General features: G+C 68.7%; 33 protein-coding genes. 31 read left to right on the forward strand and 2 right to left on the reverse strand.

Annotated features, from left to right (window positions below; all coding sequences use genetic code 11):
- Positions 1-245 precede the first annotated feature (245 nt).
- The 31 genes from ACFWUY_RS32965 to ACFWUY_RS33115 all read left to right on the forward strand — a co-directional run bounded on the left by ACFWUY_RS32965 (position 246) and on the right by ACFWUY_RS33115 (position 24,074).
- On the forward strand, positions 246-674 hold the full coding sequence (locus ACFWUY_RS32965) for a hypothetical protein (RefSeq protein ID WP_384118466.1): 429 nt from the start codon (positions 246-248) through the stop codon (positions 672-674).
- Positions 675-694: 20 nt separating this feature from the next.
- Positions 695-1,291, forward strand: a complete 597-nt coding sequence (locus ACFWUY_RS32970) for a hypothetical protein (protein WP_384118468.1) — start codon at positions 695-697, stop codon at positions 1,289-1,291.
- A gap of 238 nt (positions 1,292-1,529) precedes the next feature.
- Positions 1,530-1,763, forward strand: coding sequence for a helix-turn-helix domain-containing protein (locus tag ACFWUY_RS32975; RefSeq protein ID WP_384118470.1), 234 nt, complete (start codon positions 1,530-1,532; stop codon positions 1,761-1,763).
- A gap of 56 nt (positions 1,764-1,819) precedes the next feature.
- Entirely contained in the window at positions 1,820-2,308 is a 489-nt protein-coding gene (locus tag ACFWUY_RS32980; protein ID WP_384118472.1) for a hypothetical protein, read from the forward strand.
- A gap of 12 nt (positions 2,309-2,320) precedes the next feature.
- The gene (locus ACFWUY_RS32985) at positions 2,321-2,608 is read left to right on the forward strand and encodes an HNH endonuclease (RefSeq protein ID WP_384118474.1); all 288 of its coding nucleotides are present in this window, start codon (positions 2,321-2,323) and stop codon (positions 2,606-2,608) included.
- Between the two features lie 89 nt (positions 2,609-2,697).
- Complete coding sequence (locus tag ACFWUY_RS32990; protein ID WP_384118476.1) at positions 2,698-3,198, forward strand: HNH endonuclease; 501 nt, start codon at positions 2,698-2,700, stop codon at positions 3,196-3,198.
- A gap of 4 nt (positions 3,199-3,202) precedes the next feature.
- The gene (locus ACFWUY_RS32995; protein WP_384118478.1) at positions 3,203-3,643 is read left to right on the forward strand and encodes an AAA family ATPase; all 441 of its coding nucleotides are present in this window, start codon (positions 3,203-3,205) and stop codon (positions 3,641-3,643) included.
- A 392-nt stretch (positions 3,644-4,035) separates the two neighbouring features.
- Complete coding sequence (locus tag ACFWUY_RS33000; protein WP_384118480.1) at positions 4,036-5,568, forward strand: terminase; 1,533 nt, start codon at positions 4,036-4,038, stop codon at positions 5,566-5,568.
- Positions 5,550-5,729 carry a hypothetical protein gene (locus ACFWUY_RS33005; protein ID WP_384118482.1) on the forward strand — a complete coding sequence of 60 codons (180 nt, stop codon included), beginning with the start codon at positions 5,550-5,552 and terminating at the stop codon, positions 5,727-5,729. The genes ACFWUY_RS33000 and ACFWUY_RS33005 overlap by 19 nt, the downstream gene beginning before the upstream one ends.
- Complete coding sequence (locus ACFWUY_RS33010; protein WP_384118484.1) at positions 5,726-7,063, forward strand: phage portal protein; 1,338 nt, start codon at positions 5,726-5,728, stop codon at positions 7,061-7,063. Before ACFWUY_RS33005 ends, ACFWUY_RS33010 begins: the two co-directional genes overlap by 4 nt.
- On the forward strand, positions 7,063-8,013 hold the full coding sequence (locus tag ACFWUY_RS33015) for an HK97 family phage prohead protease (RefSeq protein WP_384118486.1): 951 nt from the start codon (positions 7,063-7,065) through the stop codon (positions 8,011-8,013). The genes ACFWUY_RS33010 and ACFWUY_RS33015 overlap by 1 nt, the downstream gene beginning before the upstream one ends.
- Positions 8,013-9,497 carry a phage major capsid protein gene (locus ACFWUY_RS33020; RefSeq protein WP_384118488.1) on the forward strand — a complete coding sequence of 495 codons (1,485 nt, stop codon included), beginning with the start codon at positions 8,013-8,015 and terminating at the stop codon, positions 9,495-9,497. The genes ACFWUY_RS33015 and ACFWUY_RS33020 overlap by 1 nt, the downstream gene beginning before the upstream one ends.
- Positions 9,498-9,560: 63 nt before the next feature.
- Entirely contained in the window at positions 9,561-9,905 is a 345-nt protein-coding gene (locus tag ACFWUY_RS33025) for a hypothetical protein (RefSeq protein WP_384118490.1), read from the forward strand.
- Between the two features lie 11 nt (positions 9,906-9,916).
- Entirely contained in the window at positions 9,917-10,189 is a 273-nt protein-coding gene (locus ACFWUY_RS33030; RefSeq protein ID WP_384118492.1) for a hypothetical protein, read from the forward strand.
- A 16-nt stretch (positions 10,190-10,205) separates the two neighbouring features.
- Positions 10,206-11,018, forward strand: coding sequence for a hypothetical protein (locus ACFWUY_RS33035; RefSeq protein WP_384118494.1), 813 nt, complete (start codon positions 10,206-10,208; stop codon positions 11,016-11,018).
- On the forward strand, positions 11,018-11,485 hold the full coding sequence (locus ACFWUY_RS33040; protein WP_384118496.1) for a hypothetical protein: 468 nt from the start codon (positions 11,018-11,020) through the stop codon (positions 11,483-11,485). The genes ACFWUY_RS33035 and ACFWUY_RS33040 overlap by 1 nt, the downstream gene beginning before the upstream one ends.
- A 27-nt stretch (positions 11,486-11,512) precedes the next feature.
- Entirely contained in the window at positions 11,513-11,713 is a 201-nt protein-coding gene (locus tag ACFWUY_RS33045; protein WP_384118498.1) for a hypothetical protein, read from the forward strand.
- Between the two features lie 3 nt (positions 11,714-11,716).
- Entirely contained in the window at positions 11,717-12,703 is a 987-nt protein-coding gene (locus ACFWUY_RS33050; protein ID WP_384118500.1) for a phage tail tube protein, read from the forward strand.
- Between the two features lie 8 nt (positions 12,704-12,711).
- On the forward strand, positions 12,712-13,227 hold the full coding sequence (locus tag ACFWUY_RS33055) for a hypothetical protein (RefSeq protein WP_384118502.1): 516 nt from the start codon (positions 12,712-12,714) through the stop codon (positions 13,225-13,227).
- An 8-nt stretch (positions 13,228-13,235) separates the two neighbouring features.
- Positions 13,236-13,778: a hypothetical protein gene (locus tag ACFWUY_RS33060; protein WP_384118504.1), complete on the forward strand. Its 543-nt coding sequence runs from the start codon at positions 13,236-13,238 to the stop codon at positions 13,776-13,778.
- Positions 13,779-13,848: 70 nt separating this feature from the next.
- Positions 13,849-17,517: a hypothetical protein gene (locus ACFWUY_RS33065; RefSeq protein ID WP_384118506.1), complete on the forward strand. Its 3,669-nt coding sequence runs from the start codon at positions 13,849-13,851 to the stop codon at positions 17,515-17,517.
- On the forward strand, positions 17,514-19,856 hold the full coding sequence (locus tag ACFWUY_RS33070; protein WP_384118508.1) for a carbohydrate binding domain-containing protein: 2,343 nt from the start codon (positions 17,514-17,516) through the stop codon (positions 19,854-19,856). The genes ACFWUY_RS33065 and ACFWUY_RS33070 overlap by 4 nt, the downstream gene beginning before the upstream one ends.
- 10 nt (positions 19,857-19,866) lie before the next feature.
- Entirely contained in the window at positions 19,867-20,271 is a 405-nt protein-coding gene (locus ACFWUY_RS33075; protein WP_384118510.1) for a hypothetical protein, read from the forward strand.
- Positions 20,271-20,777, forward strand: coding sequence for a hypothetical protein (locus tag ACFWUY_RS33080; protein WP_384118512.1), 507 nt, complete (start codon positions 20,271-20,273; stop codon positions 20,775-20,777). The genes ACFWUY_RS33075 and ACFWUY_RS33080 overlap by 1 nt, the downstream gene beginning before the upstream one ends.
- A 63-nt stretch (positions 20,778-20,840) precedes the next feature.
- Entirely contained in the window at positions 20,841-21,740 is a 900-nt protein-coding gene (locus ACFWUY_RS33085; protein ID WP_384118514.1) for a hypothetical protein, read from the forward strand.
- 12 nt (positions 21,741-21,752) lie between these two features.
- Positions 21,753-22,103, forward strand: coding sequence for a hypothetical protein (locus ACFWUY_RS33090; RefSeq protein WP_384118516.1), 351 nt, complete (start codon positions 21,753-21,755; stop codon positions 22,101-22,103).
- Positions 22,104-22,115: 12 nt separating this feature from the next.
- Entirely contained in the window at positions 22,116-22,556 is a 441-nt protein-coding gene (locus ACFWUY_RS33095) for a hypothetical protein (RefSeq protein WP_384118518.1), read from the forward strand.
- Positions 22,543-22,872, forward strand: a complete 330-nt coding sequence (locus ACFWUY_RS33100) for a hypothetical protein (protein ID WP_221746493.1) — start codon at positions 22,543-22,545, stop codon at positions 22,870-22,872. Before ACFWUY_RS33095 ends, ACFWUY_RS33100 begins: the two co-directional genes overlap by 14 nt.
- Before the next feature lies 1 nt (position 22,873).
- On the forward strand, positions 22,874-23,002 hold the full coding sequence (locus ACFWUY_RS33105; RefSeq protein WP_384118520.1) for a hypothetical protein: 129 nt from the start codon (positions 22,874-22,876) through the stop codon (positions 23,000-23,002).
- A 108-nt stretch (positions 23,003-23,110) separates the two neighbouring features.
- Positions 23,111-23,386 carry a hypothetical protein gene (locus tag ACFWUY_RS33110; protein WP_384118522.1) on the forward strand — a complete coding sequence of 92 codons (276 nt, stop codon included), beginning with the start codon at positions 23,111-23,113 and terminating at the stop codon, positions 23,384-23,386.
- A 277-nt stretch (positions 23,387-23,663) separates the two neighbouring features.
- Complete coding sequence (locus ACFWUY_RS33115) at positions 23,664-24,074, forward strand: DUF6221 family protein (protein ID WP_384118524.1); 411 nt, start codon at positions 23,664-23,666, stop codon at positions 24,072-24,074.
- Positions 24,075-24,076: 2 nt separating this feature from the next.
- Here the strand turns inward: ACFWUY_RS33115 and ACFWUY_RS33120 are convergent, their stop codons facing one another.
- Both ACFWUY_RS33120 and ACFWUY_RS33125 read right to left on the reverse strand, forming a co-directional pair.
- Entirely contained in the window at positions 24,077-24,220 is a 144-nt protein-coding gene (locus ACFWUY_RS33120) for a hypothetical protein (protein WP_384118526.1), read from the reverse strand.
- 9 nt (positions 24,221-24,229) lie between these two features.
- Positions 24,230-24,406: a hypothetical protein gene (locus tag ACFWUY_RS33125; RefSeq protein WP_384118528.1), complete on the reverse strand. Its 177-nt coding sequence runs from the start codon at positions 24,404-24,406 to the stop codon at positions 24,230-24,232.
- Positions 24,407-24,441 lie beyond the last annotated feature (35 nt).

Genomic DNA, 24,441 nt, shown 5'->3' on the forward strand with positions numbered 1-24,441 from the left:
TATCAAGCCACCCCCCGCGACCTCGCCACCCTCACCCAAAGCATCCAGACCGGCGACACCCTCTACACCCAGACCGGCCCCGACACCCGCCGCTGGACCGTCACCGAACACCTCAGCGCCACCAGTAAGGCCCCCATGGTCACCCCCGCTGACACCGACGGCCAGGCGCCCCTCATCGCCCTCCACCAGCTCCTCGCCCACTGCGGCGCCATCTTCACCCAGCCACCCACCGAAAGGACCCCGACATGAAGACCGTCTACCGCGCCACCCGAGGCGACAAGAAGGCCCTCCTCCGCGACATCGAGCCCGGCATGAGCCTCTTCGTCATCAACGAGCACGCCCCCATCACCGACGACGAGCACCACCCCGGCATCGACGCCGGCCCCGGACGCACCTACAGCGAGTGGATCGTCACCACCAAGCGCAGCCCCATCGTCGGCAACATCCTCGCCCAGTCCCCGACCCACAACGGCTACCAGAGCGTCGACCAGCTCCTCGCGCAGGAACGGGAGATCCTCACCCGGCGCCCCGACCTCCCGCTCCGCGGTGCCCGCGACGACCACTCCGCCTACACCGAGAAGGCCCAGCGCGCCGAACGCGCCGTCGCCGAGCGCCACGCCAAGGAGGCCGCCGCGGCCATGTCCAGCAAGTGGTCCCTCGCCGGCCGCCACTAACCCCCCGGAAGGAGCCCGTCATGGCCAGCACCGCAACCCTCACCGCCCTCCAGCCCCAGCCCGGTCTGGCCATCGACGCGGCCACCCTCATCGCCGACATCGAGGCCTACCTCGCCCAGCAGGCCCCCCGCACCGCCCACCCGCTCGTCACCAAGACCACCGCCGAACTCGTCGCCGAAGCCCTCCAGGTGCCGGCCGTCGAGCCCGAGCAGCCGACGCCGGAACTCTCAGCCCCCGCGCGCTGGTGGCGCATCCTCCCCGACTGGGCCCTCGCCATCACCCCCGCCCGCCGCCTCCACGGCGCCGGCCGCGACATCACCGTCACCCAGCACCTCGAACTCACCGCCCTCGTCCTCCAGCAGTACGGACACCACCGCGGTGGACTCCGGTCCCGCTCCGGCCGCAGGTGCATCCTCGGCGCCCAGGCCGTCCTCTACCGCCTCGGCTACGGCGACGAGGAGACCGCGAAGGCCGCCGGTGCTTGCCTCCAGAACGTCCTCACCGCCCGCGGCATCGACGAGCCCTACCACCGCTGGAACGACCGCACCGAACGCACCGTCGACGACGCGCTCCACCTCATCCGCAACGCCATCACCCACGCCAAGGAGAACCAGTGAGCACCGAAACCCACGGCGACGACCCAGACGCCGCACTCTGGGACGGCAGAGGAATCATCAACACCCCCGACGGGCCCGTCACGGGAACCGACGACGATTGGTAGGCGAACGCTATGCAATGGCGGTCATCAATAGCTTGACCTGATCGCGGACCGAACATATGCTGTGCTCAATCGGAGCTTTGCGCCCACTGAGGCCGCCCACGCTGGGCGGCCTTTCGCATTCCCCGGAGGTGAACATGGCCTCCCTCGCCCTCGTCGACGAAGAAGCCGCCGCCCACTACACCGGCCGACCCCGCGTCACCATCCGCCGCTGGGCCCACGAAGGCCGCATACAGCGATACGGCAAAGGCCGCGGCCAGGTCCGCTTCAACGTCTTCGAACTCAACCCAGCCCGGCGCAACCCCGATACCGGGGAACTACTGGAGGCTGGCGGACCGCCGCCGCTACCGGTACACGCCCAAGCCGCGTAGGTCACAGCCCGGCCACACCGACCCCCCAGCGCCGCCCAGTCCGGCACGCTGACCCGATGCGCAGACTCGCCACCGCCGCTCTCGCGGCCAGCCTCCTCATCGCCGCCCTTGCCGCATGCGACAGCTCGTCTGACAAACCCAAGGCAGTGCCGAGCCCTGCCGAGTCGACCATGTCGGAGGCCGAGGCCGACGCCCTGCTGGAAGACCTGCAGGAGGCGAACAAAGACGCCGACGAGCTTCTCGACTCCCTCAACGACACGCCGACCGCTACCGAACCAGAAGCTGACCCCGTGCGAACGTCAACCGGACCAGTCGCCTCGTTCACTGCCGGCACGTACCTGGTCGGCGAAGACATCAAAGCCGGCGCGTACAAGACCCCTGGCGCTACTGACGGCGCCTGCTACTGGGCACGCAGCAAGGACGACAGCGGAGAGCTGGACTCAATCATCGCCAACCATCTCGGCGAAGGCCCCGCACGCGTAACGGTACGCAAGGGTGAGGTCTTCGAGACAAGCGGCTGCGAAGAGTGGCACCTGGTCGATTAGGAGGTGGCGCCCGTGGCCGGCAACCCCCGCAACGGGCGCCCCTACCGCCGGCTCACCGCCTACCAGCGCAGCCTCGGTCTGCCGTGCTGGCTCTGCGGATACGAGATCGACTACCGCATCACTGGCGAGGAGGCCAAGCGCTCCAGCTGGGCGTTCACCCTCGACCACGTACAGCCCCTCTCGCAAGGCGGCGACCTCCTTGATCCCGCCAACGCCCGCTCGGCACACCGCGCCTGCAATTCATCTAAAGGGGCGCGCGTAGCCCCCCGCGTCGCCCAGCGTTCCTCGCGACGCTGGTAGCCATCAGCATCCGCCACTGATCACGGCGGACAGAACGGCCCGACACCGCTCCCGTGGTGCCGGGCCGTTCGCATTCCACGGGAGGCCTCATGCAGAGCAAGTACGACCTCGCCCGGATTCGCATCGCCAGAGGAGCCTGGTCCGTTGACCTCAACCGCGGACACGTCATTGGCGAGCGCGGGGAACCCATCGGCTACGTCATGTCGACGGGCTACCTTCACATCGCCATAGCGGACGGTAAGCGCGTGCGACGCGCGTATGCGCACAGAGTCATCTGGGAGCACGCCAACGGACCCATCCCGGAAGGGATGCAGGTCAACCACATCAACGGCGTGAAGAGCGACAACCGCATCACCAACCTGGAGCTGGTCACCCCGGCTGGCAACTCCCAGCATGCGGTTGCCACAGGCCTCAGCAAGCCGATGTGCGGTACGCGCAACGGCAACGCCAAGCTCACCACGGATCAGGTAGTAAGGCTCCGTCAGCGCCACCAGGCAGGCGAACAGCAGAAGGCCCTCGCTGCCGTATACGGGATCAGCAGGTCACAGGTAAACCGCATCATCAGCGGCAAGCGTTGGGCAGCAGCGTGACGCCATGCTCTTCGTAGTCACGGGTCCTCCCGCGGCCGGTAAGTCCAGCTGGATCCGTGCCAACGCCACAGCGCGTGACATCGTCATCGACCTGGACCTGATCGCCACCGCGCTGGCCGGCCCCGGCGCGCCCCAGTGGAGCCACGACCCCACCCTCCTCAAGGTTGCCCATCGCGCCCGCTTCGCCGCCATCGACGAGGCTCTGAGGCACCGCGAGACCGTCGACATCTACCTCATCCATACGATGCCAAGCGCTCGCGCGCTCGCGAAGTACCGTCGCCACCAAGCCCAGATCGTCACGGTCGACCCCGGTCGCGACATCGTCATGCAGCGCATCTCCGACATGCGAGACCCAGCGATGACGGCCGTGGCAACCCGCTGGTACCGCGAGGCAGCCAAGCGGAGCAGTCACCGAACCACTCGGCAGGCCTCTCGCTCTTGGTGACCGACCCCTGAGGGAGGGGGGTGCTTGGGCATCGTGAAAAACCGCAGGTGAGCGACCCAAAAGCCCTTGTCGCCCAGTTTTTTGCGCGGCCATTTTTGAACGCTAATCACCCGGAATCTCAAACCGGGTAAATAGCGACTCTCCGTAACATTACAGAAAGTGACGGGGGTCGATCATGATCGCCGATGCGGTGAGTGCTGAGCTTGATCAACTCGGGGTCAGAGTCGAGGCGCCTGGCCTGGCGGCTCTCGCCCTCAAACTCGCCGCTGCGCTTGACGAGATCCAACCCAGCGATGCCCCGACAGCCCAGGCCGTTCTCGCTGACAAGCTGCACGCCCTCATGGTCCGTCTCCGCGCTCTTGCGCCCGTCCAGGAGCAGGGGGACGCCGTCGATGAGTTCACTCGCGAACGAGAAGCGCGCCGTGCGGAAGTCCGGAAGCTCCACGGCTGAGCGTCCCCTGTACGGCGCCCAGAGGCCTCGCATTGAGACCGCGCCGGAGGGGGCCGCCTCCACTGCGGGCGACGAGGCCATCAAGCTTGCCGCCCGGGCGGGACTCCGCCTCGACCCGTGGCAGCAGCACCTCCTCAAGGTCGCAATGGGTGAGACCGCGGAAGGTGACTGGGTCGCTCCCGAGGTCGCGATCAATCTGCCCCGGCAGAACGGCAAGGGCGCACTGATCGAGGCCCGGGTCCTGTGGGGTCTGTTCATCGGCCGTGAGAAGCAGATCCTTCTCTCTGCTCACGAATTCAAGACCGTCCTGAACGCGCGAGACCGCATCGAAGGACTCATCAAGGGGTGCCCTGACCTGCACAAACGCGTCAAAGCGTATGTCCGCACCGTCGGTCGTGAAGGCGTCATCCTGCACGACGGCCGCGAGTTGCGGTACATCGCCCGCTCCAGCGGCTCGGGACGTGGGTTCACCGCCAACTGCGTCATCTTCGACGAGTGCATGGTCTTGGACGACGCTGCCATGGCGGCCCTGGCGCCCACCACAGACGCGGTCGCCAACAGCCAGCTCTGGTACCTAGGTTCAGCCGGCATCGGCGCTCCCTCGGTTCAGCTTGGCCGGCTGAGGAAGCGGTCCCTGAAAGCGCTGGAGACGGGTTCGCCGGACCCGACCCTTGCATATTTCGAATGGTCCATCGATCCCCACGTCAAGGAGTGCTCGCAGGGCTGCGACCAGCATGACGAGGTCGACAGCGTCGACTCCCTGCTGAAGGCCAATCCGGCTGTCGGCTACCGGCTTGAGGTTGAGAAGTCCCTGAACCGACGCCTGACGTTGGGCGATGCTCTGTACGCCCGAGAGCGGCTCGGTGTCGGCGAGTACCCGTCCGAGGACGGTGACGCCTGGTCGGTCATCGGTAAGGACGTCTGGGACGCGCTCACCGACGGTGACAGTCAGGCCGAGGATCCGCTCACCTTCTCGATCGACACCACCCCGGAACGGTCGCATACCTCGATCTGCATGGCCGGCCGTAACGGCGCCGTCGTGCACGTCGAGGTCATCGAGAACCGGCCCGGCACCCAGTGGGTCATCGACCGGGCTCGTGAGCTGCACGAACGCTGGTCGCCACGCTGCTGGGTCATCGACCCGTCCAGTCCGGCCGGCTCCTTCATCAAGGAGCTGGAGGAGACGCTCGATATCGAGGTCGTCACGCCGAAGGCGCGGGACGTGGCCCAGGCGACCGGCCAGTTCTACGACGCGGTGGTCTCACAGCAGCTGGTGCACATCGGTCAGGCGCCCTTGTCCGTCGCGCTCGCGGGTGCCAGGAAGCGCGACCTGGGCGAGGCCTGGGCGTGGGCCCGGCGCGGTGTCGGGGTCGACATCAGCCCTCTGGTGGGCGTCACGCTCGCCCGCTGGGGCCTGAGCGCGGAGATCGAAGAGAAGCCGGAGGAGGTGGAGCCGTGGATCGCATTCGACTGACTCGTCGGGCGCGGGCGCGTGGCGGCGTCCTGGCCGGCGGTGGCATGGTCGCGCTCGGCGCGGGGCTCGCGCTCGGCCTGGCGGCCGCCCTGGTTGTCGGCGGGGTCCTTCTCTCGGCCTACTGCATGCTCGTGGCGGACGTGGGCGGTGAGGGCTCATGACGAGCCTGTGGAGGTCTCTTCGCCCCGGCGCCGACAGCCGGTCCATCTCGACGATCGACGACTACGCCCAGCTTCTTCAGGAGTCCCTCGGCTACGGTGGCTGGTCCGAACTTGGGATCACGCAGACACAGCCCGGACAGGCTGCGGAGAAGGCGCCGGGGGACCTTCCGGGGTACGCGACGCTGTTTGCGACGAACCCGATCGTCTGGGCGTGCATGGTGGCCCGGCAGTCCGTGTTCTCGTCGTCTCGGTTCACGTGGCAGCGCCTGAACCATGGTCGTCCCAGCGAGATGTTCGGCAACACCGAGCTGTCGATCCTGGAGACGCCGTGGATAGGCGGAACCACCCAGGACTTGCTGGCGAGAGTCGTCCAGGACGCTGACTTGGCGGGCAACAGCTACTGGACGCGTGACGGCCCTGAGATGGTTCGGATGCGCCCGGACTGGGTTCAGATCGTCCTGGAGCGCCGGAACGTCCATGGCGGCCAGCTGGGCTGGCGCCGGTACGGCTACCTGTACCAGGAGCCCGGCTTTGACCCGGTGTTCTTGTGGCCGGACGAGGTCGCGCACTTCGCGCCGGTCCCGGACCCGCTGGCGACGTACCGCGGCATGTCGTGGCTGACCCCGGTTCTCCGGGAGACGCAGAACGACAACCTGATGTCGGCGCACAAGCGGAAGTTCATGGAGAACGCCGCGACGCCGAACCTGGTGGTCAAGCTCGACCGCGAGGTCACCCCGGACGCCTTCGCCGCCTTCAAGGCCAAGATGGACAGCGGGCACCGCGGCATCGAGAACGCTTACAAGACCCTGTACTTGGGCGGTGGCGCCGACGTCAGCGTCGTGGGCAAGGACTTCCAGCAGCTCGACTTCGCCAAGGTCCAGGGCGCCGGTGAGACCCGCATCGCCTCCGCCGCCGGCGTCCCGCCGGTCATCCTCGGCTTCTCTGAGGGCCTGGCGGCCGCCACGTACTCCAACTATGGGCAGGCCCGCCGCCGGTTCGCCGACGGCACCATCCATCCCTTGTGGGGCAACGCCGCCGGGAGCTTCGCGCCGCTGCTCGCCTCCCCGGGGCCGGCGACGCGCCTCTGGTACGACGTCCGCGACGTCCCCTTCCTCCGCGAGGACCGCAAGGACGCCGCCGAGATCCAGGGCATCCAGTCCCGCACGATCCGCGCTCTCGTGGACGCCGGCTACACCCCGGAGTCCGTGCAGCGCGCCGTGCAGGGCGAGGACTGGTCCCTGCTCGAGCACACCGGGCTCTTCTCCGTCCAGCTCCAGGCCCCCGGTACAGCCGGGCCGTCCACCGCGCCCACACCACCCGAGGAGGGGACCTGATGGGCACCCTGCTGCATCCCACGGCGCGCGACCTCACCAGGTCCGCGCCTTTCTCATTCCAGCGCGCCGACGACGAGCCGGACGGTGACGGCCGGACCCTGCGCGGGTACGCCGCCGTGTTCGGCCAGGGCACGGAGATCGACTCGTGGGAGGGCGCTTTCACGGAGACGATCCGCAAGGGCGCGTTCCGCAAGACGATCCGCGAGTCCACCCCGGTCTTGCAGTTCGACCATGGCCGGCACCCGCTGATCGGGTCGATCCCGATCGGCTCGATCGTCGACCTCCGCGAGGACGACGAGGGCCTGTTCGTCGAGGCCCGGATCACGGACAACTGGCTGATGGGCCCCATCCGGGACGCGATCGCCGAAGGGTCCGTGAACGGCATGTCGTTCCGGTTCGAGGTCGTCCGCGAGCAGTGGCGCGACGCCGCCGGCAAGGTGCTCCGCGACGACGAGATCGGGCCCCTGCTGTGGCAGCCGGGCGACCGCGGACCGCTCCAGCGCGAGCTGATCGAGCTGAAGTGCCGCGAGCTCGGCCCGGTCGTCTTCCCCGCCTACGCCGGAACCTCGGTGTCCGTCCGGGCCCGGGACATGGCCGATGGGCTGGCCGCAGATGACCAGCTGACCCGCCAGATCCGTGCCTCACTCGCGCGGGACGCCGCAGCCCCCCAGATTCCCGACGACCCGGAGCTGCGCCGCGAGGTTGCGACCGCGCTCCTCTACCGCACCACCGGCTCGCTCCCCGAGCAGCCAATTCCCGATGCCACACCCTCCGGCGCGCCGCTCGAACGGGAGCACCCGCCGACCCCCAGCCCCGCTGACGCGCCGCCCGCCGATGGGCACCCGTCGCCTTCCCCGCGCACCGCCGAGCTCAGGGCCCAGATCCGCGAGATCACCGGGCTCATGGACGAACGGCTGGCGCTCATCGACAACTCGAAGGAGAAGAGCTGATGGAGCTCTCCCACTCGCAGGCCGTCATCCGGCTCAACGACATCAAGGCTGAGCTCGAGCGGCTCGGCGAGAAGGACGACCTCACCACTGAGGATGAGACGTCGTTCGACGAGCTCACCCGCGAGTTCGCCGAGGTCGACGGCCACCGCCGTCAGCTCGAGCGCAAGTCGGCCCTCGAGCGGGTGCGGTCGGCCACCAAGACCACCGAACGCCGGCCCGCGGCCACGCAGGTCCGCGCGATCGGCGGCAGCTCTGTGGGCGACTACGACACCGACCCGATCCTCAACCCCGACAGCGTCGAGGACTGCCGCTTCCGCAACCCGTGGGACCTGTCCGAGGTCCGCACCTTCGGCCAGAGCAAGGCGCAGGTCGCCCGCGAGCTGTCGGCCCGCGCCAAGTCCGCAGTGGAGAAGATGGGCGGCGCCAACGACGCTGTCCGCGCCACCGCCACGCACATCCTCGAGCAGTGGGACGACGGCGACTCGCGCATCGCGCGGCTCTGCCTGGCCACGTCCAGCCCCGAGTACCTGCGCGCCTGGTCCAAGGTCGCGGCCGGCCGAGGCCACATGATCTCCCCGGACGAGCAGAAGGCCCTCGAGCGCGCCATGTCCCTCACGGACAGCGCGGGCGGCTACCTGGTGCCCTTCCAGCTCGACCCGACGGTCATCATCACCGCCAACGGATCCCGCAACCAGATCCGCCAGGTCGCCCGACAGGTCGTCGCCACCGGCGACGTGTGGAACGGCGTGTCCTCCGGCGCCGTCGCCTGGTCGTGGGACGCGGAGGCCACCGAGGTCTCCGACGACGCCACCACGTTCGCCCAGCCCACCATCCCGGTGTACAAGGCGGCCGGCTTCGTGCCCATCTCCATCGAGGCACTGGAGGACGAGGCCAACGTCACCCAGGAAGTCGCCCGCCTGCTGGCCTTCGGCCGGGACGTGCTGGAGTCGGCCGCGTTCGTCACGGGTACCGGTTCGGGCCAGCCGACCGGCATCGTCACCGCCCTGGCCGGCACCTCCTCGGAGGTCACCACCACCACGGCTGAGACCTTCGCGGCCGCCGACATCTACAAGCTGGACGGTGCGCTGCCCGCCCGGTACCGCTCCAACGCCTCCTGGCTGGCGAACCGCGGCATCTACAACCTGGTCCGCCAGTTCGACACCAACGGCGGCGCCCAGATGTGGGAGCGGATCAGCGCCGACGTGCCGCCCATGCTTCTGGGCCGTCCCGCCCTGGAGTCCGAGGACATGGACGCCAGCTGGAACACCGCCGCGGCGGGCGACAACTACATCGCCGTCTACGGCGACTTCTCCAACTACGTCATCGCCGACCGTGTCGGTATGACGGTGGAGTTCATCCCGCATCTCGTGGGCGCGAACCGCCGTCCGACCGGCCAGCGCGGCTGGTACGCCTACTACCGCGTGGGCGCCGACAGCGTCAACGACGGCGCGTTCCGGATGCTCAACCTCGAGACCACCGTCTGATCCAGCCGTGCGAGGGCCCCGCCCAGCCTTTGGGCGGGGCCCCTGCTGCCAAGGAGGCAAGTCATGCCCGAGAAGGACGAGACCAAGACCCCCGCGAAGACGGCTCCGGAGGCCTCGACCGGGCCCTCCGTCCGCGCCAAGGAGGCGGACGGGCAGCTGAATACCGGTGCTCTCGCCGTCGATGCCGACAATCCGAAGATCGACCCCCGGCTGGACAACCGGACCGGGGACCAGCGGCCGAAGCTGGAGGACTTCCCGGCAAAGCCGCAGCAGATCGACGGCCCCGAGGTCGGCGAGGAGCAGGAGCGGCCCGCCAAGCGTGGACGCGCTTCTGCCGATCACGGCACGCGCAAGGGCGCGAAGAGCCCGGGACCGCACGGTCTGGGCGACACCGCCGACAAGGTCTGAGAGGAGCAGGCATGGCCATCAAGAGGGCCAAGTCGTCATTCGTCGCCTACATCGACGGGGCGCCCCGTCTGGTGAACGCCGGCGACCTGATCGACGACTCCGACCCGGTAGTGACCGGGCGGGAAGCGCTGTTCGGCAGCATCGAGGACCACGTCGCAGGAATGGGCCGGAGTGTCGAGCAGGCCACGGCGGGGCCGGGCGAGAGGCGCTCGGTCGGCCGGCCTCCCGTCAAGAAGGCGGCCGCGAAGAGTCCGGAGACGGGCCAGGACGGACCTGGCCAGTAGCGATCGGAGGTGAGCGGTGCCGTTCGACCTTGGCGCGACTGCGCGCCTGACCGCCGAGTGCCGGGACCCTAGCGGCACCCTCACCACCGCCACGGGGGTCACGGTGACCGTGACCCTGCCGGACGGCACGAGCGCCAACCCGATCGCCTCCGAGTCGGGGACAGGCCAGTACCGGGTCGACTACCCGACGGTGCAAGCCGGACGGCACGTGATCCGCTGGGTATTCACCGGCCCGGCCGATGCGTACACCGACAGCTTCGACGTGCGAGAGGCGGCTCCGCCAGGGATTCTGTCGCTCGCCGACGCCAAGACTCACCTCAGCAAGTCGTCGTCATCCGACGATGACGAGCTGCGGTCCTGGATCGAATCGATCACCGCAGGAATCGAGGGATTGTGCGGCCCGGTCGTCGTCAGGACCGTCACCGAGCGAGTCGATCTCCGTCGCGCGCCCTCGGTTGCCCTCCGCGCGATCCCGGCCATCGAGCTCGTCTCGGTGACCGCGCTGTACACCGGCGGGACTGGGTACGCCACGGCCGATCTCGACCTTGACCCGGGTACCGGGATCGTCCGGCGCCTTGATGGCGGGATGCTCACGGGCCCGATGGTCGTGACGTACACGGCTGGCCGCCGGATCGTTCCAGCCGCGCTCACGTCGGCGGCCCGGATCATCCTCAGGCACCTGTGGCAGACGAAGCAGGGTCCCCAGCGGCCACAGCTCGGCACGGGCGACTTTGACGTCAACGAACCCGTGCAGGGCTTCGGATATGCGGTCCCGAACAGGGCGCTGCAGTTGATGGAGCCGCACCGACTGCCGCCGGGGGTGGGCTGATGGCGACCTCCGCCGTACCTGCGGCGATCGACGCGCTCCTGGAGATTCTGCGGGCCGCACCCGCGCTGTCCGGGGTGCAGATTGTCGACGGGCCGCCGGTCGACGATCAGTCCGATGCCGACCAGCTGTGCATCGGCTACCAGCCGGGTGAGGGTGAGAGCGCTTCGATGCTCCAGGACTTCGCGTACATCGGTGCGCGGCGGCGCGACGAGAACGGAGTCATCCCCTGCTGGATCGACTGCTGGTCCGGAGACTCGGACATCCGGCCGCGGCGGCAGCGGGCCTTTGAGCTTCTGGCCGTCGTCGAGGACGCCCTTCGCGCCAGCGACGCCTTCCCTGAGGCCCCGACCTTGAACGGTGTCGTCCAGTGGTCGCAGGTTGCAGGCGCTTCCCTCCGCCAGAACAACACCGACCAGGGCACCCGCGCAGGCGTCGGTTTCACCGTTACGTACTTCGCCCGCATCTGATCACTCACCCCACCGAAGGAGATAGCGATGGCGCGTGTGCGCTTCATCGGCCCGGAGCCGGTCACCGTGCCGGAGCTCGGCGGCCGTGAGATCCAGCCCGACCAGATTGTCGAGGTTCCTGACGAGCGATTCGAAGGCTACGTCTGCCAGACCACTGCGTGGGAGCCGGTCGAGGAACCGGGTGCCGCGAAGAAGACCGCGGCCAAGTCCGCAGCGAAGGAGGGCTGACCGATGGCTATCGGATCCGGTCTCGGTGCACAGATCGGCATCGCGGCTGAGGTGACTTACGGAACGTTCGTGGCGCCTACCGTTTTCCCGGAGTTCACGAAGCAGTCCATCGTGCTCAAGAAGACCACTGCTCAGAGCGCGGGCATCGCGGCGGGCCGGCTGATGGCACTGTCGTCGCGGCGCGTCGTTACGCAGCGGGAGGTGTCCGGCTCGATCGAGCTGGAGGTCGCCAACAAGGGCATGGGCCTGCTACTCCAAGCGCTCATGGGCACCACGGTGACCCCGGTCCAGCAGGGTGCGACGTCGGCCTATCTGCAGACCCACACCCTGGCGGACACGTGGGGCAAGAGCCTGGCGATCCAGGCCGGCATCCCGCTGACCACAGGCACGGTCACGGACAAGTCGTTCGTGGGCTGCAAGGTCGTCTCGGCAGAGTTCTCCTGTGAGGTCGGCGGCATGCTGACCTCAACGTTCGAGATCGATGGTCGGGACTGCTCTGAGACTCAGACCCTGGCTGTCGCCTCGTACACGCCGGCGGCCCCGTTCCACTTCGGGCAGATGGGCCTGAAGACGGGGTCCTTCGGTGCCGAGACCGCACTCGACGGTGTCCGGAAGGTCAGTGTGAAGATTGAGCGGCCGCAGGCGGTCGACCGCTTCTACGCCAACCAGTCCGCCCTCAAGGCTCAGCCGATCTCGAACGACCTGGTCAAGGTCACCGGCTCGCTGGAGATGGACTACGTCGCGACCACGGTCGACGACCTGCACACCAGCGACGGGGCGACGTCCCTGGTCTGGGAGTTCATCGGCCCGAACATCGCCAGCACCTACGACGAGACGTTCCGGATCAAGCTGCCCGCGATCAAGGTGGACGACGCGCCGCCGACCGTCGACGGCCCTGCGGTCGTGCGCCCCACGTTCAACTTCACTGCGCTCTTCGACGGCACCAATCCGGTCGCCATCGAGTACATCTCGACGGACGTCACGATCTAGGCCTGGCCGTGACCGACAGCGTTCGCATCCTCGGCACGGACCAGCTGCTGGCCTTGCACAGCCGCCTGCGCCGTGCCGACGAGACCCGGATCGCGGCCCTGATGACCCGCCGGATTCGGCGGGCGGCTGAGCCGCTACGGGACGACCTCAAGAACACGATCCGAACCCTCCCTATCCGGTCTGAAGCTCGTAAGCCTGGCAAGCGCGGAGGGCCGACTTCTACTACCCGGCCGCTGCGCGCGACCGTCGCCGAGGCTGTCCGGATCTCCGTCCGCACTACCCGGCCTGTAGGTGCCCGGGTCTGGGTGGACCGCTGGTCGCTGCCGTCTGATCTGCAGAAGATGCCGGCCGTCATGAACAGCGCGAACGGCCGTATCCGGCACCCAGTCTTCGGCAACAAGAAGCGCTGGGCAAATCAGTGGACCACCCCCTTGTGGTGGGACAAGACCGTCCAGCGCCACACCCCCCGCATGCAGGCCGAGGTGGCCCGCGTCCTCGACGACGTCCGCCGCACCATCACCTAGGAGCTCCCTTGATCGTCGTATATGCCCCGGCTGGCGGGGAGGAGCAGCACTTCGACGCTCGCTCGCTGCGGGTGTCGGAGGTGTCGATCGTGGCTCGAACGATCGACCAGAAGTGGCCGCAGATCCTTCAGGGCCTCGGCGATGAGGATCTGGACGCGATGCGCGGGGTGGCCTGGGTCATCGCCAAGCGCGCCAACCCGTCTCTTCGCTTCGGGGACTTCGACCCGGCTGTCACTGAGCTCAGCACGCGAATGGACAGGTCTGAGATCGAGTCCTATGTCGCGGCTGCGGTGCTGGCCGCCTGGGAGCAGAAGGAGGCCACCGAGGACAAGGTCCGCGCGCTCGTCGAGGGCTATGTCCTTCCGGCCGCGCTCGACCAGGAGCATGCCCAGCTCACGATCGACAAGGCTCTCGCCGAGCCCCCAAAAGACGAGCCGGAGGCGCTCAGGTCGTCGAGCAGCGACCCGACGTCGTCGAGCAGCGAGATCAGTACCTCGGCCTCTTCGCCCACCTCCTCCACATCCCGCCGCCGGCGGTCGACGACCTCCTGATCGAGGACTTCGAGCGGCTGGTGGCGTGGATCGATCGGCATCTCGCAGCCCAGACCGCAGGGAGTGACTGATGGCGTCGACCCGGCTCAACTTTGTCCTCGAGGGCCGTGACCAGCTGTCTCGGGTCTTCGACCGGGCCGGGGATTCTGCGACGCGGATGTCACGCCGGGTCCTGACCGCGTCCATCAACAGCGATGCGGCCGTGCGCCGGTTCGCGAACAACTCGGTCCGCTCCCTGTCGGAGCTGGACCGGTCGTCGCACGACAGCGCGAAGGCCATGGCCGCGCTGAAGGGCGCTGCAGTCAGTCTGGCGCCGGCGGCGATCCCTATGGCGGCGGCGTTCGCGCCGATCGCAGCTGGGGCTGGCGCTGCGGGGATTGCGCTCGCCGCGTTCGGCGCGGCACTGGGTGGGCAGCTCGGACCACTCGGCGACGCGGCGGAAGCGGAGAAGAAGTACGCCGAGGCGGTCGAAGAGTCTGGCGCCCGGTCGGAGGAGGCTGTCAAGGCTCAGACCGACTACCTGCGCCAGGTGTCGAAGCTGCCGCCGGCGACTCGGCAGGCGGCGGCTGCGCTGTCGGTGCTGAAGGACGAGTACAAGGGCTGGTCCGACTCGCTGGCCGAGCACACGATGGCGCCCGTCACGAAGGGGTTCGCCGTCCTGGGCGCCCTTCTGCCGCGGCTGACTCCGATAGTGCAGGGGGCGTCGTCGGAGCTGGACCGGCTGATGACGATCGCGGGCGGGGCGGTCTCCTCGCCGGGCTTCGACGCGTTTGCGACCCGTCTCGAGGGGTTCACGACGGGTGCGATCCGGCGCGCGAACGACGCGCTTGTCCATCTGATGCGGACGTCCAATGGCCAGGTGAGTGGCGGGTTTGCCGAGTTCATGGACTTCGCTCGCGCGCAGGGTCCGATCGTCGCCGACACTCTGAAGTCGCTGGCGACGGCGCTTCTCCACGTTCTGCAGGCCGGGTCTGATGTCGGCGTCGGGATGCTGACGGTCGTCAATGCTTTGGCTGGGCTGGTGGCCGCGGTCCCGCCGGGGGCGATCACCGCGCTTTTGCAGCTGGCCATCGCCATCAAAGCGGTCCGTCTCGCTGCCGTCGGCCTGGCGGCAGGCAAGGTGGCCCTGGCCGGGTTCGCTACCACGATCCTCGCGATGCGGACTGCGGCGGCCGGGTCTACTGGCCCGATGGCTGCGCTGACTGCGAGCTTCGGCGCGTTGTCCCGCGGGGCGAAGCTCGCACTGGCGGGCACCGGTATCGGGTTGTTCGTGATCGCGATGTCCGAGCTGACGCAGATAGGCCGGCAGGCGCCGCCGGACGTGGATCAGCTGACGACGTCGCTGAAGCAGCTGTCCGCGACGGGCTCGGCGACTGGCGAGGCGGCCCGCCTCTTCGGCTCTGACCTGGGCGGTCTGTATGACAAGGTCCGCTCGCTGACCGACCCGACGACGACCGACGAGGTCCAGCAGTTCATCGTGACTCTTGGTGGCCTGGGTAACTGGGACTCCACTCCGGTCAAGGAGTCCAAGGAGCACATCGACGCCATCGACCAGGCTCTCGCGGGCCTGGTGTCCGGTGGTCGGGCGGAGCAGGCTGCGGCGGCGCTGGAGCGGCTGTCGGCCGAGTACGGTCAGGGTGGTCGCGACACGGCCGCGTTCACCGGCGCCATGGACGCGTATCAGTCGGCGCTGGCTGACGCGAAGTTCGAGCAGGATCTCGCAGCTCAGAGCATGGGGCTGTTCGGGCAGCAGGCTCAGGCGACGAAGGCGAAGCTCGACGCACAGAAGGTCAGTGCGGACGGGTTGCGGCAGGCCATTCAAGCGCTCAATGACACCAATCGCGCAGGCATTTCGGCGCAGATCGCGTTCGAGCAGGCGGTGGACTCGACGTCGGAAGCGGCAAAGAAGAACGCCGGCGTCTGGGCGGCGAACGGTGGCAGGCTCGACTTGTCCACGGAGAAGGGCCGGACCGCAGCAACCGCGCTGAACGACCTGGCCGCGAAGACGGATGCTGCCGCGTCGGCGGCGCGGGAGTCCGGGGCGTCGTGGTCCACGGTCAACGGGATCTATGACCGTGGACGGCAGCGGCTCATCGCGAACGCCCAGCAGATGGGCTTGAACGAGGGGGCCGCACGGCGTCTGGCGGACCAGATCCTGAAGACGCCGGACAAGACGGCCCGCCTCAAGGGCAACTTGGAGGACTTGCAGGCAAAGCTGGCTGACGCGAAACGCCGCCTGGCATCGGTCCCGGACAGTAAGAAGGCCGCGATCCGGGCGGAGATTTCGCAGCTTCAGGCACAGGTCGCGCGGGCCAAAGGATCGATCGCCAGCGTCCAGGGCAAGACCGTGTCGATCATGGTGCAGTACCGGGCCTCGCACTCGTCGGCCAGCGACTTCACCAAGTCCATCGGCGGTTACGCCGGCGGCGGTACCCCGCGCGCGGGCGAGTGGGCGTGGGTTGGTGAAGAGGGCCCTGAACTGGTGCAGTTCAAGGGCTCCGGCGCCAGGGTCTACGACCACCGCACTTCGATGGGCATGGCTGGGCAGGTTGGCGCCGGTCAGGATGTGGGCGCCGGTCTGATGGCCGGCATGTCGCAGTCCCGAGCCGGGGTCGAGCAGGCCGCCCGCGGCATGGCGGCCGGCGTGGAGGCCGGTGTCCGGGCCGAGCTGCAGATCGCGTCACCGTCGAAGAAGATGCAGGCCCTGATGGCCGACGTGAAGGCGGGCATCGTCCGCGGCCTGACCGGGTCGAAGGCCGCGATCAGGGCGACGGCGATGGACCTGGTCAAGGACATCTGGAAGGCGTGGGAGGGCCAGAAGACCAACAAGGATTCCGGTCTGGTCACGATGGTCAACCGCGAGCACGCCAAGCTCCAGACGCTCGCGACGAAGCGGGACGCCCTCACGGCCCGCATCGTGAGCGCGCAGAACCTCCTGAAGTCGCGCATCGAGGAGCAGGCGAACTACCGGGCCGGCGTCAAGTCAACGGCCCAGGGAGCCGCGTCGCTGTCGAGCCTCGGCCTCGAACAGGCGCAGGTCACCCCAGGCTCGATCCGCGCGGGCCTCCAGCAGAAGCTGGCGAAGCTCCGGCAGTTCACTCGCTACATCACCGCCCTGACCAAGCGCGGGCTGAGCAAAAACTTGCTCCGCCAGCTCCTCGCCATGGGGCCGGAGGAAGGCTTCGCCTATGCGGCGGCGCTCGCCGGGATGACGAACGCCGACTTCAAGCAGGTCAACTCGATTCAGGCGCAGCTCGACACGGAGGCCGACAGCCTCGCCAGGCACGGCGCGAGCACCCTGTACGACGCCGGGGTCAACTCGGCCAAGGGGTTGGTCGACGGGCTCAAGTCCCAGCAGAAGGCCATCGAGCAGCAGATGATCGCGATCGCCCTGGGCATGCAGGCCGCGATCAAGAAGGCCCTCGGCATCAAGAGCCCGAGCCGAGTGGCGCACGCGATCGGCGTGAACTTCGGCCAGGGCCTCTCCGGCGGCACGATCGCCTCGCTGCCGAGCGTGGGCCGGGCAGTCGACACTGTCGCCGCCCGCATGGCGGGCATGCGGCCGATGCCCGGGCGGCCTTCTGCCGGGCTCGGCGTCGGCGCCTCAGGGGCGGCTACGGTCGTCAACCACTTCCACATCGAGGGCGCCATGGATCCGGTGCGCGTCGGCCAGGAGGTTCAGAAGGTGCTCATCAAGCTGAAGCGCACCAACGGCGGGGGAGGGCTGGGTCTCGGATGACGCGAGTGACAGTGCAGGCGGGGTTCGGGTACTCGGCGGTGGCGCCGGATCTGGCGTGGACGGACATCACCCAGTTCGTGAAGCTCTCGGCCACCGAGGGGATCTCCATCACCCGCGGGGCGTCCGATGAACGCGCGGACACCCAGACCGGCACGATGACCCTGGATCTGGACAACTCCGACGGCCGCTTCACCCCGGGGCGGGCCGGGCCGTACTACCCGAACGTGCGCCGCAACTGTCCCATCCGGGTTATCAGCACGGTCCTCGGCGGGAAGAACTACCTGGTCCAGCCCGGCTTCGAGGTCGACGACGGGAGCTGGTCGGCTCCTGACGGGCAGGAGCCGAGCGGCGCGGGTGTCGACACGGGGCACGTCAAGAGCGGCTCGTTCGCCCATAAGATCAGCTGGTCGACTTCGGGCACTGGCGGAGTCCTCCAGTGCCCGCTGTATGGGCTCACGATCGGCGTGCCGTACACGGCGTCCGTCTACGTGTGGGTGCCGGCCGGGGACCCCGCCGTCCGGCTCGACATCGACGGCACCACGATCGGAACCGCGTCCACCCTCACCGGAACATGGCAGCGGATCACGGTCACCTGGACGACGACCGCCGCCTCACACACCCTGCGGATCACCACGACCACCACATCCCCGACCACCGGGGATGCCGTCTGGCTGGACGAGGGGCAGGTCGAGGAAGGCTCGTCGGCGACCGCCTGGTCGTCGACGGCCGCGACCCACCACCACCGCTTCTACGGCATGGTCACCAGCTGGCCGATGGGCTGGGCGGGTCTGCACTCTACGGTGACGATCACCGCGAGCGACATGATGAAGTGGCTCAGCCGGCGCCCGGCCCTCGGCCCGATGCTGGTCGAGGAGGTCCAGGGCGACGAGGCCCGGCTGTACTACCCGCTGTCCGAGCCGGAAGGCAGCATGTCCGGCGGGGACCAGTCCGGCTACGCCCGGCCGTCGCTCACGATCCAGCAGACCAGCGTCGGCGGCACCCTGGAGTTCGGCACCGGCACCGGCCCGCCGTCGGACGACCTGCCCACGCCGACGTTCACCCCGTCGTCGGCCTCGGCCGGGAAGTACCTGCAGTGCACGGTCTCGCCGCTGCTCACCTCGGACGGCAGCACCGGCAGCCCGATCCCGGGGGACCAGGCGTTCGAGGCGTGGTTCTCCACGTCCACCTCCGGCCGCACGATCATGACCTGGTCGTCCGGCGCGGCAGCCGCCTTCGACTCCGGCATCCGCTTCCAGCTGGAGTCCGGGACCGGGAAGCTCCAGATCGTCGAGTACTTCAGCTTCGGGCCGACCACGCACACGGTCGCTACCCCGAACCTGGCGGACGGAGCCTCGCACCACCTGGTGTGGGACGAGGCCGGCCATGACGTGTGGGTCGACGGCGTGCAGTACGCCGTCGCGACCGGCACGTGGACGGACCGGATCACCCTGAAAGTCGGCGCCAACGAACTCGGCACCGGCCTGTGGTCGGGCACGATCAGCCACGTCGCCGCCTACGTGAGGACCGGCGGCTTCCCCGCGATCTCGGAGCTCGTCGAGCACTACACGGCGGGCATGACCGGGCATGCGGGCGAGTCGTCGTGGATCCGGATGTACCGGCTCGGCGGTTACGCCAAAATCCCCGCGGTCATCCCGCAGGGGTCGTTCAGCGCGGTGGCGTCGCAGGGGCAGCTCGGCTCGTCGCCGCTCACGCACATGCGGGACGTGGAACGGACCGAGAACGGCAGGCTCTTCGCCGACCGGGCGAGCGCGCAGATGGTTTTCCAGAGCCGCAGCGTCCGCTACAACCCGACGTCGGCGCTGACGATCCCCTACGCCGACCTGGAGACCCCCGACGTCGAGGTCAGCGACGACGACCAGAAGCAGGTCAACCTGGTCCGAGCCACGCGCCCGGGCGGGGCGACGCAGCGGGTGCAGGACGCGACGTCGATCGCTCTCGACGGGATCGTCGAGCAGCAGCTCGATGTCCTGAAGACGACCGACAACGAGGTCCTCGACGCGGCGACGTGGCTGGTCATCCGGTACGCCGACCCGCAGCCGGAGATCCGGCAGCTCCCCGTCCAGGCCGCGACCCTGTCGACAGCCACGTACCGGGCGCTCCTCGACGCCGACGTCTCCACCGTCTTCACCGTTACGGACCTGCCTGACGAGGCGATCTCCCCCAGCTCCACGGTGCTCGTGGAGGGCTACACCGAGGAGATCAGGGAAGCTCAGCACACGCTGAACTTCCACACCTCGCGCGCCGACATCGGCGCTGTCTGGGTTCTCGATGACCCTACGTACAGCGTCTTGGGCACCACCACCCGCCTCGCTTACTGATCGGAGTTCCATGGGAGTGATCACACGGGCGGAGGACTTCTACCTGCCGCCGCCCCACCTGCCCCCCGGCAAGTGGGACGCCGAACCGCCGGCGATGCGCGCGGTCCGTTGGTGGGAGGAGAAGCACCAGCGTCGCATCCCCATCGGCGACGGCATTGTCCTCGACCATCCTCTGTACGCCCGCGTAAATCATGGTCGGTGGGTCGCGGACTGCACCTGCATGTCGGCACAGATCGTCACCCCGGCCGACCCTCGCATGTGGTGCGTGGAATGCGGCACCGGCTGGTGGCAGCTCGCCTTCCCCTCGGACGTCGCCGCGGTCGAGCAGCAGCTCGCCGACCTGCCCGTCGCCGAACGGAACTGGTGGGCCGCCACCGACCCGACCGATCCGGCCCGTCCCACCCTGGAGGCCTGATGACCATCGCTACCCCCCGCACCTGGGTCGTCGGCGAGGTCGTCACCGCGGCCATGCTGAACGCGGAGATCCGCGACCAGTGGACCGACCTGATCTCCGGCTGGACCAGCTACACCCCAGACTGGACGAGCACCGGCACCGCGCCCGCCCTCGGCAACGGCACTCGCTTCGGCCGGTACAAGCTCGTCGGGAAGATCTGCACCGCGAACTTCGAGTTCGTGTTCGGCACGACCAGTACCTTCGGCACTGGCGCATGGGGCTTCAGCCTCCCGTTCACGGCCGCCAATCCGGCCACCTCGTCAGTGAATTTCAACTACCTGGGCGCCGCTCGCGGCCACAACGCGACCCAGTGGGTCACCGGAACCGTTGGCGTGCTGAAGAACTCTTCGATCTCCAGGCTCTACGCACACGAGCGCGGCACCGAGTGGAACGCGACCGTGCCCCACAGCTGGGTCGGAGCCTCGACCAACTACCTGCAGGGCCAGCTCGTGTACGAGATCGCCTGACCTGCCGCTTCCCCGCCTCGCCCCGAGCCGCCGGCCGGGGCTTTCGTCATATCTGGAGGCCTCATGGCCAGAACCGGGCCGCAGCGCATCCCAGGCGCCGTCTTCGATCTGTTCTTCGGTGACGGTCGCTACAGCGGCTCCGACATGGAGGTCAACTGCGGTGTCATCCACACCACGGAGGGCCCGACGCTCTACAACTACGGCGGGGGCGCCAGCGCTCCGACCGTGACATCGGTGCCGGACTTCAAGAACCGGCGGCTGGTCCACCACCAGCACTTCGACGTCGACGAGTCGGCCCGCGCCCTCGTCAACAAGGCCGGCGGCGTGCAGACGAACCAGGCCAACGCGTTCCAGTGGGAGCTCGTCGGCACGTGCGACCCGGCCACCCACCGCTCGTGGACCAGCAAGGGCATCGCCCACATCTACTGGCCGGAGCCGCCGGACTGGGCTGTGCGTGACGTGGCGGCGCTGATGCGGTGGCTGCACGACAACCACGGCATCCCGCTGACTGGGCGCTCTGTGTGGCTGGCCTACCCGGCGAGCTACGGCGACAGCCCCGTCCGCATGAGCTTCGCCGACTGGACCAGCTTCACGGGGTGGTGCGGTCACCAGCACGTTCCGGAGAACGACCACGGCGACCCCGGCGCCCTGCCGTTCGCCCGCATCCTCGCGGTCGCCAAGGGCGACACCGCACCCCCCGAGCAGGAGGACGACATGACCCCCGAAGAGCGCAAGCTCCTCGTCGACACCGCGGCCGCCGTGCGGCGGATCGAGGCCAAGCTCGCAGTCGCCCCGTGGACGTACAAGCAGCCCGGGATCGCAGACCAGCGCGACATGAACCAGCTCCTCCGCGACGTCGACAAGACCGTGAAGGGCCTGGGCGGAACCGGCCTCACCCCGACCCAGATCGACGCCCTCTCCAAGAAGCTGGCGGATCAGCTCGCCGCCCGACTCACCAACTGAACGGACCCCATCATGAAGCTCTTCGGACGCGAACCGGTCGTCATCCTCAACACCCTGGCGGCCGTCCTCGGCCTCGTCGTCTCCCTCGGCATCACCAGCCTCACCGCGACCCAGGCCGGCGCGATCGTCGGCGTCGCCACCGCGGTCCTCGGCGGGATCGCCGCGGCCCTGACTCGGCCGGTCGCCCCGCAGGCGTTCACCGCGATCGTCGGCGCTGGCGCGGTCCTCGTCGGGGCGTTCGGGTACGAGGTGTCGCAGGAGACGATCGGCGCGATCAACACCGTGGTCCTGACTGCGCTCACGCTGCTGACCCGAGTCCAGGTCAGCCCGACCACCTCGGGCCGCCCGCTGTCTGGGGTGTAGGTGCGGTCCGCGGTGCTGCGGCGGGCCCGTAAGCACCTGGGCCGCCGCGGCGCGTTCCTCCTGATCCTCGGCACCGGCAAGACGTGCTGGGGTGTGTCCTTCCTCGTGGATCCTCCGCAGCCGTTGGGCCTGGAGCTCCTCACCCAGGTCTGCTCTCTGCAGCATTGGGCTTGGCTGTGGATCGTCTGCGGTCTCGTGACGTGCTTCTCTGCTTTCCTCCGTATCGGCCGTGACAGGTACGGCTTCTATGCGGCGCTGATCCCCCCATCGGTCTGGGCCATCGCCTATCTGGCGGCGGTCCTGGCCGGCGACTACTCCCGCGCCGTTTGGGTCGCGGTCTGGTACCTGACCTCCCATGTGGGGGTCATCTTGTGGGCCAGCACGGTGCCCGAGACATCGGTCCCCCAGCTCCGTGCCGTGCTCGGAAAGCCGAGGTCGGATGAACGTGGGTGACTGGGCGGCCCTGGTGGGGGCTGCCGGCGGCATCCTTGGTGGGGGTGGCGTGTTCGTGGCGCGGGCCACGGTCAAGGCGGCGAAGGCGTCGGCTGCCCCGCAGCAGCAGGCCGCTGATCTGGCTGTCCTGCAGGCGACGGTGAAGCGGGTCGACGAGGAGAACGGCAGCCTCCGCAGCAGGCAGGCCCGGTGCGAGTCTCTGCTGCGGGCCTTCTCGTGGACGGTCAACCGGTGGGCCGACCAGATGCACAAGGCGGGGATCGAGCCGGAGCCGGTGCATCCGCTCGTCGACGAGTACAACCGGACCGGAGTGTGATGTGACCGACCCCCCGCCCGACCGGCCGATGCGGCCGGTCGTCGACCTGACCGCGGCGGACGCGGACACCCTCGTCGAGATGGGCGTCCTCGAACCGCAACCCGAGCCCGAGCCCCGACCTGAGAACTGACGACGCCCCCTCTCGCGCCCATGCGGCGCGGGAGGGGGCATTTTGCTGTGCCTGACAGCGGCCGCCTTGAGCCTGGCGGATGCGGTGCCCTGTCGGCGAGACTGCGGCATGGACAACAGCGACAACGTGATCCCGCTCTTCAAGGCAAACGCGAGCTCTGAGGAACTCCAGCCCATGATCGAGACGTGGCAGGCCATGTATCTCAGTCATGGTCAGTCGCTAACCGATCCGAAGACTGCCGCGTCGCTGCGCGTGGCGATAAAGGTCGTCTCGCTACTCCTCAAAGGAGCGTGCGCGCACGGCATCATCACCGACGAGCAGCAAGAGCTGCTGGAGAGCATCGTCGATGTCGGCGCTGACGCAGCTGATGAATGGCAGAAGTAGCCCTTCGCCGTTCAGACGTTTTCCCGCCACACCTCTACCCCGTGGCTGATTCCGGGTGCATGCTGTCGGCACGGCCTCCCCGCCACCCCCATCGGGGGATCCGCCACGGCCCCGCCTGCTGCTGCGATGCAGGCGGGGCCGCGCGCTGTCCCGGCGTTCCCCGCCCGACTGTCAGCGCCTGCTCGTACAGTTGGGGAATCCATCCGCGTCTTCTGGCAGACGCACTCGGACCCGCCCCGGCGTGATGCACCGGGGCGGGGCACTTCCTGGAGACCCCATGGACGACTTCGACGCGTTCCTCGACGCCCGCCTTGACGAGGACGAGCAGACCGCCCGCGAGGCCGGTGGACAGTGGATGGTGCTCCCGGTTTCAGGCTGGATCCACACCAAGGCCGTGCCGTCTCGCGAGTGGCAGCCGCCAGGCTCTGACCACCACGTGGCGTCCGCCCCGCTCGAGGGAGACCGCGCACACATCGTCCGCCACGATCCCGCGCGGGTACTGGCCGAGGTCGACGCCAAACGGCGCCTAGCCGAACTGCACCAAGCCGCCGACTACGAATACGCGGACGGGCCGGTCTGCCTTACCTGCGACCAGGGCGGGCCGCTGCCGTACCCGTGCCCGACCCTTCGCCTGCTAGCCCTGCCCTACGGGCCGCATCCCGACTACCGCGACAAGTGGCGGCCGTAGCCCTACTTCTTCGCCTTGGCGGCCTTCTCGGCTTCCTTGCGCTTCTTCTCCGCGTACCCCTCAGGGTTGAGCACGGCGAGCTTCACCTCGGCTTCGACTGCGGCCTGCTGCAGCCGGATGAGTTCGTCGGTGAGTTCGATTGGCACAGCGGAATCCTAAGCGGCGAGCTCCTGCTCGGCGCGCACCGCCGCCTCCCATGCGACCAGGAGCCGGGCGTACTCCTCGCGCCGCTCGACCGGCAGCGTGTCGCCGACCCACAGCGCGCGGATGCGGTCGTTGATCGCGGCGGCGTCGAGTCGGTCCGCCGGCTGCTGCTCAGGCGTCGAGGTCATGCGGCAAGGCTACGGCGTGGGTGTGACAGGCCTGA

The sequence above is a fragment of the Streptomyces sp. NPDC058664 genome (assembly GCF_042716635.1).
Classification (GTDB): Bacteria; Actinomycetota; Actinomycetes; order Streptomycetales; family Streptomycetaceae; genus Streptomyces.

Bases quoted from the DNA above. Each gene is read 5' to 3' on its own strand.
- ACFWUY_RS32965 (WP_384118466.1), top strand. From the start codon at position 246: ATGAAGACCGTCTACCGCGCCACCCGAGGCGACAAGAAGGCCCTCCTC.
- ACFWUY_RS32970 (WP_384118468.1), top strand. From the start codon at position 695: ATGGCCAGCACCGCAACCCTCACCGCCCTCCAGCCCCAGCCCGGTCTG.
- ACFWUY_RS32975 (WP_384118470.1), top strand. From the start codon at position 1,530: ATGGCCTCCCTCGCCCTCGTCGACGAAGAAGCCGCCGCCCACTACACC.
- ACFWUY_RS32980 (WP_384118472.1), top strand. From the start codon at position 1,820: ATGCGCAGACTCGCCACCGCCGCTCTCGCGGCCAGCCTCCTCATCGCC.
- ACFWUY_RS32990 (WP_384118476.1), top strand. From the start codon at position 2,698: ATGCAGAGCAAGTACGACCTCGCCCGGATTCGCATCGCCAGAGGAGCC.
- ACFWUY_RS32995 (WP_384118478.1), top strand. From the start codon at position 3,203: ATGCTCTTCGTAGTCACGGGTCCTCCCGCGGCCGGTAAGTCCAGCTGG.
- ACFWUY_RS33000 (WP_384118480.1), top strand. From the start codon at position 4,036: ATGAGTTCACTCGCGAACGAGAAGCGCGCCGTGCGGAAGTCCGGAAGC.
- ACFWUY_RS33010 (WP_384118484.1), top strand. From the start codon at position 5,726: ATGACGAGCCTGTGGAGGTCTCTTCGCCCCGGCGCCGACAGCCGGTCC.
- ACFWUY_RS33015 (WP_384118486.1), top strand. From the start codon at position 7,063: ATGGGCACCCTGCTGCATCCCACGGCGCGCGACCTCACCAGGTCCGCG.
- ACFWUY_RS33020 (WP_384118488.1), top strand. From the start codon at position 8,013: ATGGAGCTCTCCCACTCGCAGGCCGTCATCCGGCTCAACGACATCAAG.
- ACFWUY_RS33025 (WP_384118490.1), top strand. From the start codon at position 9,561: ATGCCCGAGAAGGACGAGACCAAGACCCCCGCGAAGACGGCTCCGGAG.
- ACFWUY_RS33030 (WP_384118492.1), top strand. From the start codon at position 9,917: ATGGCCATCAAGAGGGCCAAGTCGTCATTCGTCGCCTACATCGACGGG.
- ACFWUY_RS33040 (WP_384118496.1), top strand. From the start codon at position 11,018: ATGGCGACCTCCGCCGTACCTGCGGCGATCGACGCGCTCCTGGAGATT.
- ACFWUY_RS33045 (WP_384118498.1), top strand. From the start codon at position 11,513: ATGGCGCGTGTGCGCTTCATCGGCCCGGAGCCGGTCACCGTGCCGGAG.
- ACFWUY_RS33050 (WP_384118500.1), top strand. From the start codon at position 11,717: ATGGCTATCGGATCCGGTCTCGGTGCACAGATCGGCATCGCGGCTGAG.
- ACFWUY_RS33065 (WP_384118506.1), top strand. From the start codon at position 13,849: ATGGCGTCGACCCGGCTCAACTTTGTCCTCGAGGGCCGTGACCAGCTG.
- ACFWUY_RS33070 (WP_384118508.1), top strand. From the start codon at position 17,514: ATGACGCGAGTGACAGTGCAGGCGGGGTTCGGGTACTCGGCGGTGGCG.
- ACFWUY_RS33075 (WP_384118510.1), top strand. From the start codon at position 19,867: ATGGGAGTGATCACACGGGCGGAGGACTTCTACCTGCCGCCGCCCCAC.
- ACFWUY_RS33080 (WP_384118512.1), top strand. From the start codon at position 20,271: ATGACCATCGCTACCCCCCGCACCTGGGTCGTCGGCGAGGTCGTCACC.
- ACFWUY_RS33085 (WP_384118514.1), top strand. From the start codon at position 20,841: ATGGCCAGAACCGGGCCGCAGCGCATCCCAGGCGCCGTCTTCGATCTG.
- ACFWUY_RS33090 (WP_384118516.1), top strand. From the start codon at position 21,753: ATGAAGCTCTTCGGACGCGAACCGGTCGTCATCCTCAACACCCTGGCG.
- ACFWUY_RS33100 (WP_221746493.1), top strand. From the start codon at position 22,543: ATGAACGTGGGTGACTGGGCGGCCCTGGTGGGGGCTGCCGGCGGCATC.
- ACFWUY_RS33110 (WP_384118522.1), top strand. From the start codon at position 23,111: ATGGACAACAGCGACAACGTGATCCCGCTCTTCAAGGCAAACGCGAGC.
- ACFWUY_RS33115 (WP_384118524.1), top strand. From the start codon at position 23,664: ATGGACGACTTCGACGCGTTCCTCGACGCCCGCCTTGACGAGGACGAG.
- ACFWUY_RS33125 (WP_384118528.1), bottom strand. From the start codon at position 24,406: ATGACCTCGACGCCTGAGCAGCAGCCGGCGGACCGACTCGACGCCGCC.